Origin of the sequence: Enterobacillus tribolii (assembly GCF_003363015.1) — a bacterium.
Taxonomy (GTDB): Bacteria; Pseudomonadota; Gammaproteobacteria; order Enterobacterales; family Enterobacteriaceae; genus Enterobacillus; species Enterobacillus tribolii.
The window spans coordinates 570,774-588,216 of record NZ_QRAP01000001.1; the positions used below are offsets into that span (position 1 = coordinate 570,774).

Here is a 17,443-nt window from a genome sequence, read left to right on the forward strand (position 1 = left end):
GAATCAAAAAGGCTCAGGGAGCAAGCAATAATGAAATTAACACCGATATTGGCCGTGGTGGTTGCCGGCTTTTTGTCCGCATGCAGCAGCAGCGAACCCGAACAGCAGGCGACCAGCGCCAATGTGCATCAGCGTACCGTGGTTTCGATGGCCTCACCGGCCTCTGATAACTGCGCCCGCGCTGGCGGTACGCTGGCGTTTTCCCGGCAACTGGATGGCAGCTCGGTTGGCATGTGTCAGCTTCCCAACGGCAAACGGTGCGGAGAACTGGCGCTGATGCAGGGATCCTGCACCCGCTGAGGGGAAACCGGCAGCGGGTGAGGCTGCCGGAGGCGTGAGGTTACAGCCAGTCTTTTTGCCGATAGACCAGAGTATGGCGCCCGTTACTCAATTGCAGTACGCCTTTTTCCAGCGAAATGTTTGCGCCGGAACTCAGTACGTCGCTGATGATGCCGTCCAGCGCCGCGCGTTGCGGATCGATGCAGGCTTTGCGCGTGCTGACCAGTTTGCTGACCTTCAGCTTACCGCCGGTCAGTTCACCCCAGCCGCTGAAGCGGTTACACATTGCGCCTGAAACGTGCAGTTTTTCCCCGAACTCGATGTCCGGCGACATGGCTTCGCCGCTGAACGCTTTGCCATCGACCTGAGTCAGCACGAAATGACGGTGCAGCAGATCGCTCTGCTGCGGAGTATCCGCATGCCGCGCGCAGCCGGCCAGTACGAAAGCGCCCAGCGCCAGGCCAATCCATTTGTGGTTCATGCCTTTTCTCTTCTTTTTATGCCGTTAACAAATTAGGGCAGTGTTCGCCCCGGGACAGCGATAGCAGGTTTTGCAGCGTGGTCTCGGAAATGCTGATCAGCGCCTCTTCGGTCAGGAACGCCTGATGGCCGGTAAACAGAACGTTATGGCAGGCAGACAGCCGGCGGAACACGTCATCCTGAATGACGTCGTTGGATTTGTCTTCAAAAAACAGGTCGCGTTCATTTTCATACACGTCCATGCCCAACGCGCCGATTTTTTGCTGTTTCAGCGCCTCGATGGCGGCGCTGGAATCGATCAGGCCGCCCCGGCTGGTGTTGATGATCATCACACCGTCTTTCATTTGCGCGAAGGCGTTTTTGTCCAGCAGATGGTGGTTTTCCGGAGTTAACGGGCAGTGCAGGCTGATGACGTCGGACTGCTGATACAGCGTTTTCAGGTCTACATATTCTGCGCCAAGCTCCAGAGCCTGCTGGCTGGGGTAGGGATCGAACGCCAGAATCTTCATCCCGAATCCTTTGAGGATACGCATGGTCGCGACGCCGATTTTACCCGTACCAATTACCCCGGCGGTGCGGTTATGCATGTTGAAACCAATCAGCCCCTCAAGGGAGAAGTTGGCGTCGCGGGTACGTTGATAAGCCCGGTGGATCCGGCGGTTAAGACACATCATCAGCCCTACGGCGTGTTCGGCGACGGCTTCCGGCGAGTAGGCCGGTACGCGGACCACCTCGATGCCCAGCTCTTTTGCGGCGTCGAGATCAACGTTATTGAAACCGGCGCAGCGCAGGGCGACGATTTTCACGCCCAGTTTCGCCAGCTCGGTCAACACTTCACGGCTGCCGTCATCATTGACGAAAATACAAACGGCTTCGCATCCTTGCGCGACTTTGGCGGTTTTGGTGCTCAGCAGGAAGTCAAAAAACTCCAGCTCGAAACCAAATTTCTGATTCACCATTTCCAAATATTTGTGGTCATACTGTTTAGTGCTGTAAATCGCGAGTTTCATAAGGATTTCCCCACCAAGAAATTGTGATCAAGTTAACAAAAATGCGGTTAAAAAACAATTATTCAGCAGATTCCGGGCTGTGCCGTCCACGGTGTCCGTTGCTGTCGTACTTCGGTTAAGTTATTGAGATTTTAGGTGGATCTGTGCCGTATACGTTCAGATTATCCGTTAAGTATGGTATTTTGCGACGGTTTAACAAAAAGCAAGGCATGTTATGACCCGATGGCTGAAAGGCGTTTGCTTGGCGCTGGCGTTACTATTGCTGCTCGTGGCAGGGCTGTGGCTGACTATTGCCCGTTGGCTGCCAATTGTGGCGCAGCACTGGTTGCCGCAAGGCAGCACGTTACGTCTTGATGCGCGCCCTTACTGGTCAGACGGGGCATTACGCTTACCGGGCGCGCGCTATCTGGCGGGAGACTGCGTGCTGGCCGGGCTTTTCTCCGCACGCCTGAATTATCAGCAAGGGCGTTGGCTGCTGGTGGCGGATGATGTTAACGTCGACACCGATTGCCTGCGTAACCTGCCCACCGGTGATGATACCCGCACACCGCTGGCGCTGGACGTGATTCAGCGTGCATTGCCAACCTTCGATCTGGCGATTAATCATCTTTCCGTTACGCCCTGGCAGGCCTATGCCGGGGGAATCAGCCTGACCAACGATCAGGCCGGGCAAAACTTGCGCTATCGCGGCGAAAAACTCAGCCTGGATGCTCACCTCGACGATAAGCAACGGCTGACGCTGCACGCGCTGACGTTGCGTCTGCCGCAGTCCGAACAACCGATAACTCTTGATGGCGAAGTACAGATCCCGTTGGATCTGGCCTCATTGCCGCGCAACGGCGCGTTGGAAGCCCGTTTTCAGGCGCCTTTTGTTTCCGGGCCGCTGACCGCGCGCCTCCGCTGGCAGGAGAATCAGGGGGAACTGACCCTGAGCGAGCAAGACGCTAAAGAACCGTTGGCGCAGTTGCCCTGGCAACTTGAGCAAAACCGTATCGCCATTGATGGCGGACAGTGGCGCTGGCCCTATGCGCAGCAGCCGTTAGCCGGCGGCGTCAGCCTGACGCTGAGCGACTGGGATAAAAGCTATAGCCAGAGCCAGTTGCAGGCACGTTTCAATCTGCTGACCAAAGGGCATAACGGTAAGGGGAACGTGGTGGTCACCGTCGGGCCGGGAAATATCGGGCTGATTGACAGCGATCTGTCGTTTCGCATTACCGGGCAGGTGAATAAAGACAACCTCTCGGTGACCGCATCGCTTCCCGGTACGTTACGTGGTCCGTTGCTGAACCCGGAAATGACGCTGGAAAGCGGCTCGTTGCTGCGCGCCTGGGGCAAGCTTGATGATCAGACGACGCTGCGTGAAGCGCGCTGGCCGTTGGCCGGAATAAAGGTGAATCACGAGGGCGTGAGCGGCCGGCTTCAGGCAATCGTCCAACTGAAGGACGCTTATTGGGGCGATTTTCGTTTGCATCTGGACGGCAAGGCAGAGAAATTCCTGCCTGACCAGGGAATCTGGCAGTGGCAATATTGGGGTAACGGCGATTTACCGCCGCTCAATGCCAGGTGGGATGTCGGAGGGCGTGGCGCCTGGTCGGGGAGCACCGTCCGGCTGACGCAGCTTTCCACCGGGTTTGACCGTTTGCATTACGGCATGATGAACGTGGAAAAACCGCGCCTTACGCTGACCAAACCGTTGACCTGGCAACGTGACAGCCAGGCTAACAGCGCGTTTGGCGGCAGTTTTCAGCTTGATACGCCGCGTATTGCCTTTGACTACGGCGGTTTCCTGCCGCATGCAGTGCTTAACCTGACGGCGAGTGGGCGCGGGCCGGATGCCTTTCTGCTGAAAGGGGATCTGCAGGCTGGTAAAATCGGACCGATTAGCCTGAATGGCCGCTGGGACGGTGAACGGCTGCGCGGGCAGGCCTGGTGGGCTAAACAGTCTGCAACGGTCTTCCAGCCGCTGATTTCTTCCGATCTCAAGATGAAGTTGCGCGACGGGAGTTTTTACGGACAGGCGGCGTTTTCCGCCGCCCGCGTGCAGGGCTTTGAAGCCGGCGGGCACCTGGTGGTGAAAGACGCCGGTATGTGGCTGACCGACGGTGAGATGAGCGGCCTGGATTTTCTGATGTCCTACCGGATGAAAAATCAGCGCTGGCAATTGGGCGTTAAACAACCGGTCAGCCTGCGTATCCGTAAGCTGGACAACCTGTTCCCGCTGCAAAATATCAGCGCGGATTTGCAGGGCTACTATCCCTACAGTGATAAAGCGCCGCTGGTGCTTTCTAACGTGGGCGTTGACATGCTGGGTGGCCATGCGGGATTTGAGGCATTGCGTTTTCCGCGCCCGATGTCTGCGGTGCTGAAGCTGCGCGGCGTCGATCTCAGCGAGTTGTTTACCGCCCTGAAACCCAAGCAGTTCGCCATGTCGGGCAAAGTCGACGGCGAATTGCCGCTTTATCTGGACGATCCGCACTGGCTGGTGCGCGATGGCTGGATTGATAATGCCAGCCTGCTGACGCTCCGGTTGGACCCGCAAATGGCGGACGCCATTGCCGAAAATAATATGGTCGGCGGCGCGGCGATTGATTGGCTGCGTTACATGGAGATCAGCCGTTCACGGGCGGAGGTTAATCTGGATAACCTTGGTATGCTGACGATGGCCGCAACGGTTCACGGCATGAATCCGCAAAAAAGCGCGCACCGGGAAGTGGTGCTCAATTATCATCATGAAGAGAATGTTTTTCAGCTTTGGCGCAGCCTGCGTTTTGGTGACAATTTGCAGGAGTGGCTGGAGCAAAATCTCTCATTACCGGCGAGGAAAGGGCATGAGCAACAATAAACTCCGGGGAGCTGGCCTGTTGCTGCTGCTTCCTTTATTAGGAGGATGCGTGCCGCGCATTGAGGTGGCGGCGCCGAAGGAACCGATTACTATCAATATGAACGTCAAGATTGAACATGAAATTCATATTAAGGTGGACAAGGACGTGGAGAACTTGCTGAAGAGCCAGTCGGGTTTGTTCTGATGGGGAGAGCTGCGATGAAGAAGATGCTGTGCGGCGCCTGGTTGTGCGCCGGATTGATGTTTAGTCATGGTGTGCTGGCTCTGACCCTTGATGACGCCAAGCGGCAGGGGCGGGTAGGTGAAACACTCAGCGGATATATTGCCGCAGTGAAACAGGATCCGGAAACGTTGGACTTCGTTCAGCGGATCAACGCCGGCAGGGCGGAAAAATATCAGGAGATCGCCACAAGCAACCATGTCAGCCGCGATGAAGTCGCCAAGATGGCGGGGCAGAAATTGATCGATCGCGCGGCGGCGGGAGAGTATGTGCGCGGGATTAACGGGAAGTGGTTACAGAAACCCTGAAGCGCGCATGCCGTCATAAAATAAAAACCCCGGCCACGGCCGGGGTTTTGCTTTCATATACGTACGGGACGAATCAGAACTGATAAACCAGACCCAACGCTACGATGTCGTCGGTGTTGATACCGGCGTTATAGGTAAATTTGTTGTCATCGATCAGGTTGATTTTGTAGTCCACGTAGGTAGACATGTTTTTGTTGAAGTAGTAGGTAGCGCCTACGTCAACGTATTTAACCAGATCCTGGTCGCCGTAACCTTCGATGTCTTTACCTTTGGATTGCAGGTAAGCCACGGACGGACGCAGGCCGAAGTCGAACTGGTACTGAGCCACAACTTCGAAGTTCTGAGATTTGTTCGCATAGCCGTATACGGACGCATTAGAGCTGCCGAAACGGTTGGCGTTGTATGCCTGGGTATACATAGCAGCCAGGTATACGTTGTTAGCGTCATATTTCAGGCCGCCGGTGTAGATTTCAGCTCTGTCGCCGTTGCCCAGGATCGTGCTGCGGTTCTGCTCGTCGGTACGTTTGGAGCTGGAGAACGCTGCAGCTGCGCTGATGCCCCAGCCGAGATCGTAGGATACGGACATACCGTAGCCGTCGCCGTTCTGACCCAGGACGTCACGACCGTTGTTGGTTTCTTCCGGGCTGCCGTTTTTACCCTGGTATTGCAGGGCAAAGTTCAGGCCGTCAACCAGACCGAAGAAGTTGTTGTTACGGTAGGTGGCTACGCCGTTAGCACGCTGGAACAGGAAGTTATCCGCGCCGTAGGTATCGCCGCCGAATTCCGGCAGAACGTCAGTCCATGCGCCGATATCGTAAATAACGCCGTAGTTACGACCATAGTCGAATGAGCCATAGTCGCCGAATTTCAGGCCCGCAAAGCCAACACGGGTGAAGTTCTGGTTGTCTTGGCTTTCTGCGTGGTTCAGGTTTGCCTGATATTCCCACTGGCCGTAACCGGTCAGTTGGTCATTGATCTGCGTTTCACCTTTGAAGCCAAAGCGAACGTAGGACTGGTCGCCATCGGCTCCGTTGTTATCTGAGAAGTAGTGCAGGCCGTCGAGTTTGCCGTAAAGGTCCAGCTTGTTGCCGTCTTTATTGTAGATTTCCGCCGCATTTGCTGCACCAGCTACTAACAGAGCCGGGATGAGAACTGCCAGGAGATTACGTTTCACCGTGATATTCCTTCTTGGTTGCAGACCTGCTGGTCTGATATATGTGCCACTGCTTTATTTGTATTTTATACTTCCCGTTGTGAACTTAAGTGCGTTCCTTCTGTCCAAGTTCACGCCGCAAAGTATAACCTAATAATAAGTACATTACGGATAAAATAAAAAGTGCAAATGTGTGATTAAGCTATTTTCCCCGGTAATAAAATGTATGTAAATGTTTCTCCGGGTGCATTTTCTTTACGAAACAGACATATTTTACCTGTCAGGGTGAATATCTCAACCAGAGATAGTTGTGCACGGTTATAATAATGCGGAAGATAAAAAGGTCATGAAACGTAAAGATCACACGATTTGCTCATAATTCGATTTCGCATCGTGTATACTTAAATCTCATCATTGTTACTGCATTTTTGTTTATACTGTGTCTTACAATTTACTTAAGCCGGACCCATATTGGGGCCGGCTTTTTTTTATTTGGAATAATATAAAAATCATTTAAAATCAATGCATTGTGATTGTTTTTCTTTCTTGCTGTGAACATGTGGGGGAGCAGGAGAAACGTACAAATTTCATCTATACTTATCTATTTGTGCGGCAATTTGTAAGATTTGTATCTTATGGGAAAATATGCCGCTTCTATATCTTGCGCAGAAACGCGTTGTGCAAATCGTGCTGAGAACAATCCCTTTGAGAGGCGTAAAGTGTGTTTAGCATTAATTGCAAAGAATGGATTTGGAAGAGCTTTGCGCATATTAAAAGTTTGGTAAAGATATCTGATCTTATGTCATGCCGCAGGTGGGTAATACGTATTTGAAACGTCTGGTTATCGTGCTGTTTAATCAAAACGTGCGATTTGCTTGCTGAATTGGCATTTGTTTTGTAATAGGAATAAATTTAATTTAATCAAGGCTATGATGGCTGATTGTTATCACCTGGACATCTGATGAGCGCGATTGATAGCACGAAATAGTAATGACTATGAATGAAACAATAGCATTCAGGAAAAGAGGCGATGTAGTCTCTGTTTATTGGCTCAGATACAGGAAGAGGTTGCGCCTCACCCCAAAGGGAAGAGGCGCGTGTGCACAGATATCATTCACCGTCCGGATGTGCGCGTTTAGCGCGTTTTTCTGCCCGCTTTTCCGCCGGGGTTTTCAGCGGCTTCTTCTTGGCGTTTTTCTTGCTGTCCATACCTTTGCTCATGATGACCTCTCTTAACCTAAGGTTGGGATGGTTGCGTAACTGCTTAACTACAGTCCCGATCCTGACCATATGCAAGTCGTGCCCGTGCGGATTTCTGCATTTCGCTGATTTTCTGTTGATTAAAGTTGGGCTGGGAGGTGTCCGCTTTTGGGTACACCGCAAGCCTTCATAGCCACAGCGTCAGAGCAGGAGTAAAATAGCGCCGCGGATTCATGCTTCCGCCGGGCCAGCCAGGCCCAGACAGAAAGGACGCTGTCTTCCTTCACCTGCTTGTTTCACATAACAATAAGGAAGAAACCTATGCTCTTTCGTCCGAATCGTTCCAGCCTGATGGCTGCCCTGTTTGTTTGCTCCGCTCTTCTTCCCGTTCAGCAAGCCAGCGCTCATGCTCACCTTATTGAGCAGGCGCCGGTTGAAAACAGCACGGTGCCTACGCCGAGTCAGCTGCAATTGACCTTCTCCGAAGGTATCGAAATGAATTTCAGCCAGATCGTGCTGAACGATGCCCGGGGGCAAATCGTGCCAACCAGTAACCCGGTTGTGGCGACGCAAGACAAAACGCATATCGTGATACCGCTAACGACAACGCTGTCTTCCGGAGAGTACCGCGTGACATGGCGCGTCGTTTCCGTTGACGGGCACAAAACCCAGGGAGCCTATGCTTTTCGCGTGCAGTAAGGATGGCTGGTGAGTATCGCAATCGGGTATGTCCTGTGCCGTTGGCTGCACTTTGCCGCGCTTATGCAGGTGTTTGGCGTTAGCTGCTTCATCGGGTTTCTGACGCCTTCCGTTTACCGTGCCCGGATGCGGGACGCCATGCACGGGATCCTGACCTGGAGCGCCGTGATAACGCTGCTGACTGCGGTGATGATGGTTGTGTTGCAGGCCGGCATGATGGGGGATGGCTGGCGTGACAGTATCAGGCCCGCTGTCTGGCAGGCGGTTATGCAGACGTCCTTCGGCCAGGTTTGGCGATACCAACTGTGCTTCAGTGCGCTGCTGCTCTTTTGCCTGCCGGAGCGGAAAGGGCGGGAGCGTGCGGCGTTCTTTCTGGCGTCAGCGCTGCTGATCTCGTTGGCCTGGACCGGGCATGCCGCCGCGACGCCCGGCATTTCCGGTACGCTGCACCGCCTGAATAATTCACTGCACCTGCTGTGCGCCGGCTATTGGGCCGGCGGGCTTTATCCTTTCTGGCGCACCGTACGTTACCTGCGCAACCCCGCCGGTGATTCGGCTGCGGCCGTTACCGCGTTGATTCACTTTTCTTTTTGGGGACATCTGGCGGTTGCCGGGGTGGTGTTGAGCGGTATTCTTAACGGCGGGTTACTGTCGGTATGGGAAGTCCCCGTCTGGCGTTCGGGCTATCTGACGGGATTATGGCTGAAGATGTTTTTGGTTTGCGGGCTCATTGCCATTGCTGTTTATAACCGCTATTGGCTGATTCCCCGGATGCGGAAGGCGCGGGAAGCAGCACTGCGTTTACTGGCCCGTAACTGCGCTTTACAGGTAATGTTGATGTTATCAGCTTTGTTTACCGTGAGTTTCTTTGCTACTTTAGCTCCGCACTAATTGGGGATATCAAGAGGTTATGATGAAGAAGATTACCTTGCTGGCCGCGCTGCTGGTGCTGTCCGGTAACGCTTTGGCGGCCAAGACCGTGATTACTGTCAGTAAAGCGCAATTTGGCGGGCAATGGGCGTTTACTAAGGAAGAAGTTATGTTGCAGTGCACGAAAAACGGGGCGCTGTATGTCATCAATGCCGGTACGCTGGCGCAGTATCCGCTTAACGATCTGGCGCTGGAGCAGGCGAAAAGCGGGCAAGTGAATGCACAGCCGCTGGATACGATCCTGCTCGATGATAAAGCGTCGCCGGGAAAGAAAATGAGTACGGAACCTTTTGTGCGTCGCGCACAGGCGCTGTGTCAGTAACGCGGGATTTTTCATGCAGGGCACACATGCCGGTGCGCCCTGATAGTGGTGGTTATGCTGCGGTCGGCATGCCGCATAGTTTAGACAACGTGCGTGCGCCGACCATAATGGTGGCGACGTATGACTGACGGCGCGTTATAACTTCGACCGCAATCATTTTATCCCGGTATTTCATGTGGTAAGTAGAGGGCCAACCCTGGCGGGTATATCCGTAAGCTCGCTCATGCCGGTCGATCGCGGCATGGGCAACAACGAGGTGAGAGAAATTTGTATCGCCTTTAATGATTCGCTTCATGCAGGCCTCATAATACAGAATATCAATCAGTTATTTTGGTAACGGCTTGCCTGCGGTTGCCCGCAGGCAGAACAATATATAGCACTAACACTCATAACATTACACTGTGTCATTTTTGTTACAGGATCCAGCGCAAACAAAAAAGCTCCCGCTTCAGCTACCGGTTCCCCGGTTAGGTCAATAAAACGCCGGTGCGGCATGCTACCCTAGGAAAATATTCACGGTATGAGGATGCATTATGACGCAGATTTATACGGTTACACTCTCTCCTTCGCTTGATAGCGCCACGACCACCAATAAAATCTACCCGGAAGGGAAACTGCGCTGTACAACACCCGTATTTGAACCGGGCGGCGGCGGGATTAACGTAGCGCGGGCGATCGTCCATTTAGAGGGGCAGGCCACGGCGATATTTCCCTGTGGCGGGGCGACCGGCGAGCACTTGCAGGCGCTGTTGGTTCAGGAGGGTGTAAATATCGAGGCGGTAACGACTCAGGACTGGACGCGTCAGAACCTCCACGTTCACACAGAATCCACGGGAGAGCAGTATCGTTTCGTGATGCCGGGAGCGAAGCTGAGTGCGGCGGAGTTGGCGCTGATCGGGGAGCGGCTCGCGGCGATCCCGTCCGGCAGCCTGTTGGTTATCAGCGGCAGCCTGCCGCCGGGCGTTGACACCGGCTCACTCCGGGATTTGCTGCAACAGGCACAACGTCAGGGGCTGCGTTGCATTCTGGACAGCTCCGGCGATGCGTTGGCGGCCGGTCTGGAACAGGGAGGACTGGTGCTGGTTAAGCCTAACCAGAATGAGCTTGCGGCGCTGACGGGGAAGGTATTGGATCAACCGGATGCGGTGCTGCTGGCGGCGAGGGCATTGGTGGAACGGGGCAGTGTGGAAAACGTCGTGGTTTCCCTTGGGCCACAGGGCGCGCTGGCCGTGAATCGTCACCAATGGGTGCAAGTCGTCCCGCCGCCGGTGAAGAAACAGAGCACCGTCGGGGCCGGTGACAGTATGGTTGGCGCGATGGTCATGCGTTTGGCGCAGGGTGCCGATCTATTGGATATGGCGCGTTATGGCGTGGCTGCCGGGAGTGCGGCCACCCTGAATCAGGGAACGTGCTTATGCCTGAAACGGGACGTGGAATCGTTGTATCACTATCTTTGCCAGCAGAATGTGCCGCTAAATCACTTCTGACATGCGTGTGGCCGGAGCCGTCTGGGTTTCGGCCACTAACTGACCAGTAACTTGTATAAAATCAACAGGGAGCCGGTTGCGCCCTCAAAGAGGGAGTGCATTACAAATCCGCTCATGAGTAAACATGCGCCGCTGCCGATGATTGTCCAAAAGAGGATTTGACTCTTCATTTTCTATTCTTATAAATGGATTCCTATTCAGGGTATCACATTTTCCTTACGGATTGCGGAAGGAAGAAAAATCTGAGTTCGTGCGCTAATAAAATAGACGGAAAAGAAAAAAGATAACACGGAGAGAGGCACCCTCCGTGTTATTTATTTTAAATGATGGTTTACGTGATGAAACGTGAACTAATTCAGATGGGCTTCAATAAACCACAAGAATTTATCCAAATCGCGTGACGCTGCGGTGAACATATCCGCGGTGTCTTCGTCTTCCGTTGGCGATATCGCAGCCCGCAGATCGTTGGCTACGATAGCGTAGCGTTCAGCCAGCGCCTCAAGGTGATCGTTTACGGACGTAATATCAAGCGGATAGGGCTTCAGCGGTGTTTGTTCAACAGCTGTTTGCAACGTACCTGACGCAGTGCCGCCCAGCTGTACAATACGTTCGGCGAAGGTGTCCTGATGTTCCAGAACCGTGCTGCGGAAGCCATCAAGCATTTCATGAATGGCAATAAAATTAGCGCCTCTCATATTCCAGTGGGCTTGTTTAGTGATCAACGCTAAATCAATAAACTGCGTTACCATGCGACTTAATACCATGATCGTCGCTTCTTTAATTTCTGCCGGAATATCATTGCGGGTGTAGATCAGCGTTGGTGTCGTCGTTTTACCTGGCATTTTTTTAATGTTCATAACGTATCCTTCTCAGTATTGATTTGCTGTCAGGAACAGTATATGAGCCTCAGAAGGGAAAACTAATGGCTTGTCGGTATTGGTGAAATAGCCTGTTTCTATGAGGGAAATAATCGGTTTCAATCTCAGTGTCCTGGCGTATGACTTTTCGTCACATCGTTCACAGAACAGGCGCCATGGCGAAAAATAAAACAAAGCTATAAGTTTTTTTTAAAGATTGCATGGAATTTTTTGCTTTTCATCCTGTTTTATTGGTATTTAAATCTGGTAAATATTCATCTTTTAGTCTTTTATGTACTCCAGATCAAAAAAAATCTTGGAAAGTTCCTATACTGTAAGAGTCCTGTCGCAAAGGAGATTTTTATGCTGTGGAATAAAGCAAAACGGACGGTTTTTATCGCGATTATTGGAATGTCGGCTCTTTCAGCAGGTCAGGCCATCGGTGGAGGGTACGTACACTTCACTGGGGCACTGGTCGAGGGGCCATGCAAAGTAACGATGAAAGAGGGGAAGCTTATATCATCGTGCTTACAAGAGAGTCACCAGGTGAGTCGTGCACGTCAGGTGACGTATCAGAATGACAGTTTCATGCTGCCTGCCGATGCCGGTCAGGTGGATATTGAGTGGTTCGGGCCACACAACAACTGGGGTAAAGTGACAGTAGATTACCGCTAAGCCGTATTTACAGCAGGCCGTGTGATGCGTTACGTACATGGCCTGTCTTTTCTTTACAGCGTTTTCCCTTCCTGTTTATTAAGAATCTTCCTGTTGAGTTATTAACTCAAACTGCAATTATTACGTGATTGAAATCACACAAATGGTAAAAAAATTCCTACCTGAACTCGCTACTATACTGCCACTCAGAGGAGAATTTCATGAAGCACGTCATTATGGCGCTGTTAGTGCTGTCTGTTGCCGGCTGTTCCAGCACAACAACCGTTTCTCAGGACAAACATCAGGTCATGGATGCTAAAATAAGCAAATCGGCGGGGGTGTATGCGCACTGTCTGAACCAACGCTGGTCTGAACTTAATCCGGCGACGCGTTACTTCAGCATGAATGACACCCATACGGTGACCAGTTATTTAAATGGCCGCGGTGAAACCGCGTCGGCGCAGGTTCAATTAGTCAGCGATAATCAGGCAAGCGTTCATATTTATTTGACGCAGAATGCCGGTGATGAAAGCACGCAGCTGTTAAATGCCGCCCGTCAGTGTGCCTGAGTGCGTATGAAAACCCGGGTCGAATTTTTACCTGCCTTTCGGTACATCTGCACATATTCTGATATTCCTGCGTATTTTTATTAGTAAGCCTCAGCTTTCTGCAAAAAATATCCAACAGATTCATAATCGCCGGTGCTAATAAGGGCAAGGTACTGTCAGGAATGGCTTTACCTGAGTGATAAATCTCTCAATTCTGTGAATCACAGACTCCTGTTTAATGAAATTTGAATAATCTGAATTTTTATTCTAAGGTTATTGCTACATAAGGCTGAAAAGGAGTGAGCTATGAAGTGTATTAAATCTGTCGTTACGGGCGTGGCTTTAGGCGCTATGGCGTTGTCTCTGGCCGCCTGTACTGCTTACGATCGCGCTTCCAGTTACGTGACGGAGCCGGTGGTTAAAGACGTCAAAGTCGGGATGACGAAGCAACAGGTTATCAGCATTGCTGGCAAACCAGCGACAGAAATTACGATGGTTAATGCCCGCGGCACGTGCAGCACCTATTTGATTACGGGCTCTCAAAACGTTCCGCAAAATTATTTTGTCAGCTACGATGAAACCGGAAAAGTATTGAATAAAGGCTACCAGTCTTGCGCTGACTACGATAAAAACCCGCAATAAAAAATAGCGGGTGATGATAGCAATTGCGTGTACGATAAAAAAGAGGGCGTTAGCCCTCTTTTTTATCGTCAGTATTCTCCGGGAAAATGCCGGGCAAAATTTACGGCCTTGAAGTTGCGGCGCTAATTTGATATTACTCATGCTGTTCTCAATGAAGAGGACGATTTGGTTTTACTACCCGAGTCTTACAAAATAAGCGAGGAGTTTATGAGTAGAGGTAAGGATAAGTCAGCCAAGAAAAAGCCGGAAAAAACGCTGAAGGAGAAACGCGCGGAAAAACGCAATAAGCGTGACGGCGCGGATTAACAGCATTGACCGCATAAATGAACCCGGCAGCGCCGGGTTTTTTGTGTCTTGCAGGCATGAAAAAGGGTCTCTTGTGAGACCCTTTGAAATCTTTCAACAGCCACTAACTCGTGGCTTTTATCCCGATCTGCCGTTTGTGCAGATTCTCCCCGGGAAGGCCGTAACAGAAGTGGATGTTGTTCCAGTGATAACGACCGTCTTTAGTAGTTTCAGTGTCTTCATCTGCCTCCCTTCTTTGCCTACAATGCTAACAAACTAGCGCTATTGCGGCAGGATAGGTGTGACCTGATTCACGAACTGCCAAGAAAAAAATAAACAATATTTCTGACACCCAGGATGCATTAATAATTGCATGATTTTATTTGTTTTTATTCGGCATGATGGCGTGTGACAAAAGGAAGCGGGGATGAGCAGGAGCAGTAAAATGAACGCGGTATCCTGGATGCGGCTACCGCCGTTTATCTGGGGAGCGCTGCTAATGATTGGGGCGGGCGTACGTTTTTTACCGGCAGCGCCGGGGGGGCCGCCGTTGAACCTATTCTCCGGCGGAGCGGTGATTGCGGCTGCGGGGCTGTGGCTATGTTACTGCCTGTTCAGTTTTCGTATGCATCATACTTCACCCGATCCGCGAATGACGCCGCAGAATCTGATTACGGACGGCCCATTCCGGCTAAGCAGAAACCCAATCTACCTCGGGATGGCGCTGTTGATGGCCGGGATCGGCATTTTGCTGGCAGGCTGGATTTTTGTCGTGACAACGTTGTTGTTTGTTCTCCTGGTCACGCTGACAAACATATTGCCGGAAGAGCGGGTACTTGAAGCATGTTACGGCGACGCTTATCTGCGTTATAAAAAACGCGTTCGGCGCTGGCTGTAAATGCGCTTTAAATCTGTTTTTCGGGGTCTATAAGGCTGCTATCATCTGCGCATCTTTATAGGCATCAGGATGTCGGGCATGAAAAAAATGATTATGGTGTGTTTGGGTTCTGTGCTGTTGGCCGGATGCGCCGGTTCAACGCATACAACGCCGTTTGAGAGCCGCTTCAGCTGCGAGATCCCCAAATCCAGTGATTACCCGGTGGTATCCAGTAAAGCCGACCTGTTGACGAACATGAAGCGGCTGGGTGAACGGGCCGAATCCGCGAACTTTGTGTCCGGGCAGTGGATGGCGCAAACGCCGGATGCGGCGGGTAAAGAGAAGATTAAAGAATGTTCCGCCGAGATATTGGTTGCTTCAGAAGCTATCATCTCGCCTCAGTATGAAAGCGTTAAGAAAAAAACGGTGCGTGCCGATGAGCGGGCGATACTGACGGAAATGTACCGCAGTTGGGATGCCTACATGCGCAGCATCACGCTGAACGGCGTCGATAACAATTTGCGTGATGCGTTTAAAGCCGCGGCGGAGAAATACGTGGATCTGTAATACGCAATCGTTCGGTGAATCATGATAAAAAAACCCGCGCTGGCGCGGGTTTTTGCATTTATGACGGGCTTCCCAAAGCAGAGCGGTAACGATGAAATATGGCTATCGCCCACAGCAGGGCGGCAACGCCTAATGTAGCCCCGGCAAAGCCGATGCTTGGCAGCCCCAGGTGCAGGATGACCTGATTGCCCAACAAGGCGCCGGCGCCGATCCCGATATTGTAGATGCCTGAGAATAAGGACATCGCAACGTCGGTAGCATCCGGGGCCAGCGTCAGGACTTTCGCCTGCATCGCCAGTGAGATGGTCATGATGGCGGTTCCCCAAACGACGCTGAGAGGCAAGATACTGGCAATGCTTCCTGAAACGGGCAGTAAACACGTCAGGCACAGCACCAGAACCGTGATGGAAATGAGCGGAAAGGCCGAAGGATAGCGGTTGCTGTAGCGGCTGAACAGCATACTTCCCAGAATACCTGCGCCGCCGAAGGTCAGCAGCAGCACGGTGACGACCTGGCTTCCCAGCGCGCTGGCGCCTTCCACAAAAGGCTCGATATAGCTGTAGGCCGTAAAGTGTGCGGTAATGAGGATAATGGTGAGCACATAGAGCGCGAGCAGCGCCGGCCGGCGAAATAAAACCGGAAGGCTTTTCAGGGATCCCGAATGCTGGCTGGGCAGCGGCGGGAGCAACCGCAGCAGGCAAACCAGGGTAAGCGCCGCGAGGATCGCAATTGCCAGAAAAGTCATGCGCCAGCCGAGATACTGCCCGACGATGCGACCCAGCGGTAACCCCAGCACCATGGCCAGCGAGGTGCCGGTCGCGAGCAGGCCCAGCGCCTGTGCCTTTTTCCCGGCGGGAGCGACCCGGATTGCCAGCGAAGCGGTAATAGACCAAAAAACGGCATGCGCCAATGCGATACCGATGCGCGAGATCACCAGGATCCAGAAGTTCCACGCGACGGAAGAGAGCAAATGGCTGAGGATAAAAAGAATAAAAACACCGGTCAGCAATCGCCGTCTTTCCACTTTACTGGTAATCAGCATGAAGGGAAGGGAGGTCAGGGCGACCGTCCAGGCGTAAATTGTCAGCATTAATCCGACTTGTGCGGTAGACATCGAAAAACTGGCGGCGATGTCACTCAACAGGCCAACAGGAGCAAATTCGGTCGTATTAAAAATGAAGGCCGCGAGAGCCAGCGCAATAACCCGCTTCCAGGCCGTAGTGCGGCGAATACCAGATAGATCCATGTGATAAAGAGACAAATACGTTGAGATAGGAAGTGAGGGCATTCTAAAAGAAATGGCAATAAAATGCGATTTAGATCACATAACAATGTCAACTTTATCATCTTTGACAATAAACTGCCGATAGGTTTCCGGCAGACAACGGTGTAAGAAGTTTTGATCGCTGGGATCGTTTGGATTTTCAGAGTATACTCCTCGCCAGCCTGAGGGCGAGGGAGGCAGTAAAGCAGTAACGGGAAATAACGGAAATAAGGGTCTCAAGTGGCGGGTCAGCAAATAAGGAGCAGTTTTAAAGCGGGGCACATCAGCCGGCGGGTGACGATTCCCGTAGTTGTGGCTTATGCCGCATTGATGGTGTTTGCCAGTATTCAGTTTTCTGCCAGCGTATTTCTTTACGACGGCGTACCGCTCCCCCTGATCAGCATTACCATGGGATGCATCGGCGGCTTGATCTACAACTGGCTCCGTTTGGATCACTACCGCCTTTTCGATCGTCCTCCCCGGATTATGCTCAAAGATTTTTTCATGGCGACCTGCGTATTCAGCTTGCTGGGTACCCAACTTCCCGCCGCCGCTATTTATTTCATGCCGGGCGATTCTGTCTCTTATACCACATCATACCAGGTCACTACGCCCGCGCCGTCGCTGGGGCGGACAGGGCGCTGTAATGCGGAAATCAGGTTTGACGATAAGAGCCTTGGGCGGACGGTGACGCTGTGCATGGACAAATCTCAGCTCCCGGCATCGGGAGAGCGGATGGACGCGATTTCCGTAACGGAAAAGGTAACAGGTTACGGCGTCAAGATCGCAACGATCGATTTTATCCGGGAACGATAACGG

The 17,443-nt window shown here is 52.3% G+C and carries 20 protein-coding genes; 14 read left to right on the plus strand and 6 right to left on the minus strand.

All coding sequences use genetic code 11. The annotated features are described in order from the left end of the window. Positions 1-30: 30 nt before the first annotated feature. Positions 31-300 carry a putative hemolysin gene (locus C8D90_RS02460; RefSeq protein WP_115456817.1) on the plus strand — a complete coding sequence of 90 codons (270 nt, stop codon included), beginning with the start codon at positions 31-33 and terminating at the stop codon, positions 298-300. Positions 301-340: 40 nt separating this feature from the next. Here C8D90_RS02460 and C8D90_RS02465 read toward each other — a convergent pair whose 3' ends face one another. Next, positions 341-760 (minus strand): META domain-containing protein, encoded by a 420-nt coding sequence (locus C8D90_RS02465; protein WP_115456818.1) that lies wholly within the window; start codon positions 758-760, stop codon positions 341-343. A gap of 16 nt (positions 761-776) precedes the next feature. Further along, complete coding sequence (locus C8D90_RS02470; RefSeq protein ID WP_115456819.1) at positions 777-1,769, minus strand: 2-hydroxyacid dehydrogenase; 993 nt, start codon at positions 1,767-1,769, stop codon at positions 777-779. 214 nt (positions 1,770-1,983) lie between these two features. On the opposite strand from C8D90_RS02470, the gene C8D90_RS02475 reads away from it, so the two are divergent. The 3 genes from C8D90_RS02475 to C8D90_RS02485 are packed head-to-tail and all read left to right on the plus strand — an operon-like array spanning position 1,984 to position 5,139. Beyond that, the gene (locus C8D90_RS02475; RefSeq protein WP_115456820.1) at positions 1,984-4,611 is read left to right on the plus strand and encodes a YdbH family protein; all 2,628 of its coding nucleotides are present in this window, start codon (positions 1,984-1,986) and stop codon (positions 4,609-4,611) included. Next, a complete protein-coding gene (locus C8D90_RS02480; protein ID WP_115456821.1) occupies positions 4,598-4,795 on the plus strand; it encodes a YnbE family lipoprotein in 198 nt (65 codons plus the stop codon). Before C8D90_RS02475 ends, C8D90_RS02480 begins: the two co-directional genes overlap by 14 nt. 14 nt (positions 4,796-4,809) lie before the next feature. Further along, positions 4,810-5,139 (plus strand): YdbL family protein, encoded by a 330-nt coding sequence (locus C8D90_RS02485; RefSeq protein ID WP_115456822.1) that lies wholly within the window; start codon positions 4,810-4,812, stop codon positions 5,137-5,139. A 73-nt stretch (positions 5,140-5,212) separates the two neighbouring features. On the opposite strand, the gene C8D90_RS02490 is transcribed toward C8D90_RS02485, so the two are convergent. Next, a complete protein-coding gene (locus C8D90_RS02490; protein ID WP_115456823.1) occupies positions 5,213-6,313 on the minus strand; it encodes a porin OmpC in 1,101 nt (366 codons plus the stop codon). A 1,500-nt stretch (positions 6,314-7,813) separates the two neighbouring features. Between C8D90_RS02490 and copC the strand changes: the two genes are divergently transcribed. The 3 genes from copC to C8D90_RS02505 are packed head-to-tail and all read left to right on the plus strand — an operon-like array spanning position 7,814 to position 9,443. Beyond that, the gene (copC, locus tag C8D90_RS02495; protein ID WP_115456824.1) at positions 7,814-8,191 is read left to right on the plus strand and encodes a copper homeostasis periplasmic binding protein CopC; all 378 of its coding nucleotides are present in this window, start codon (positions 7,814-7,816) and stop codon (positions 8,189-8,191) included. Between the two features lie 9 nt (positions 8,192-8,200). After that, positions 8,201-9,082 carry a copper homeostasis membrane protein CopD gene (copD, locus tag C8D90_RS02500; RefSeq protein ID WP_115456825.1) on the plus strand — a complete coding sequence of 294 codons (882 nt, stop codon included), beginning with the start codon at positions 8,201-8,203 and terminating at the stop codon, positions 9,080-9,082. 22 nt (positions 9,083-9,104) lie between these two features. After that, positions 9,105-9,443 carry a YebY family protein gene (locus C8D90_RS02505; RefSeq protein ID WP_115456826.1) on the plus strand — a complete coding sequence of 113 codons (339 nt, stop codon included), beginning with the start codon at positions 9,105-9,107 and terminating at the stop codon, positions 9,441-9,443. 52 nt (positions 9,444-9,495) lie between these two features. Here the strand turns inward: C8D90_RS02505 and C8D90_RS02510 are convergent, their stop codons facing one another. Then, positions 9,496-9,738: a DUF4060 family protein gene (locus C8D90_RS02510; RefSeq protein WP_115456827.1), complete on the minus strand. Its 243-nt coding sequence runs from the start codon at positions 9,736-9,738 to the stop codon at positions 9,496-9,498. A 238-nt stretch (positions 9,739-9,976) separates the two neighbouring features. On the opposite strand from C8D90_RS02510, the gene pfkB reads away from it, so the two are divergent. Further along, entirely contained in the window at positions 9,977-10,930 is a 954-nt protein-coding gene (gene pfkB / locus C8D90_RS02515; protein WP_115456828.1) for a 6-phosphofructokinase II, read from the plus strand. A gap of 350 nt (positions 10,931-11,280) precedes the next feature. On the opposite strand, the gene dps is transcribed toward pfkB, so the two are convergent. After that, the gene (dps, locus tag C8D90_RS02520; RefSeq protein WP_115456829.1) at positions 11,281-11,787 is read right to left on the minus strand and encodes a DNA starvation/stationary phase protection protein Dps; all 507 of its coding nucleotides are present in this window, start codon (positions 11,785-11,787) and stop codon (positions 11,281-11,283) included. A 363-nt stretch (positions 11,788-12,150) separates the two neighbouring features. Between dps and C8D90_RS02525 the strand changes: the two genes are divergently transcribed. The 5 genes from C8D90_RS02525 (at position 12,151) to C8D90_RS02545 (ending at position 15,360) form a co-directional block, all read left to right on the plus strand. Further along, the gene (locus C8D90_RS02525) at positions 12,151-12,462 is read left to right on the plus strand and encodes a hypothetical protein (RefSeq protein ID WP_147291311.1); all 312 of its coding nucleotides are present in this window, start codon (positions 12,151-12,153) and stop codon (positions 12,460-12,462) included. A 200-nt stretch (positions 12,463-12,662) separates the two neighbouring features. Next, complete coding sequence (locus C8D90_RS02530) at positions 12,663-13,010, plus strand: RNA helicase (protein WP_115456831.1); 348 nt, start codon at positions 12,663-12,665, stop codon at positions 13,008-13,010. A gap of 285 nt (positions 13,011-13,295) precedes the next feature. Next, positions 13,296-13,631: an osmotically-inducible lipoprotein OsmE gene (gene osmE, locus C8D90_RS02535; RefSeq protein ID WP_115456832.1), complete on the plus strand. Its 336-nt coding sequence runs from the start codon at positions 13,296-13,298 to the stop codon at positions 13,629-13,631. 712 nt (positions 13,632-14,343) lie between these two features. Beyond that, the gene (locus C8D90_RS02540) at positions 14,344-14,814 is read left to right on the plus strand and encodes a methyltransferase family protein (RefSeq protein WP_115456833.1); all 471 of its coding nucleotides are present in this window, start codon (positions 14,344-14,346) and stop codon (positions 14,812-14,814) included. 78 nt (positions 14,815-14,892) lie between these two features. Beyond that, on the plus strand, positions 14,893-15,360 hold the full coding sequence (locus C8D90_RS02545; RefSeq protein ID WP_115456834.1) for a hypothetical protein: 468 nt from the start codon (positions 14,893-14,895) through the stop codon (positions 15,358-15,360). Between the two features lie 58 nt (positions 15,361-15,418). On the opposite strand, the gene C8D90_RS02550 is transcribed toward C8D90_RS02545, so the two are convergent. Next, complete coding sequence (locus C8D90_RS02550; RefSeq protein ID WP_115456835.1) at positions 15,419-16,606, minus strand: sugar transporter; 1,188 nt, start codon at positions 16,604-16,606, stop codon at positions 15,419-15,421. A gap of 258 nt (positions 16,607-16,864) precedes the next feature. On the opposite strand from C8D90_RS02550, the gene C8D90_RS02555 reads away from it, so the two are divergent. After that, complete coding sequence (locus C8D90_RS02555; protein WP_147291312.1) at positions 16,865-17,440, plus strand: hypothetical protein; 576 nt, start codon at positions 16,865-16,867, stop codon at positions 17,438-17,440. Positions 17,441-17,443: the final 3 nt, after the last annotated feature.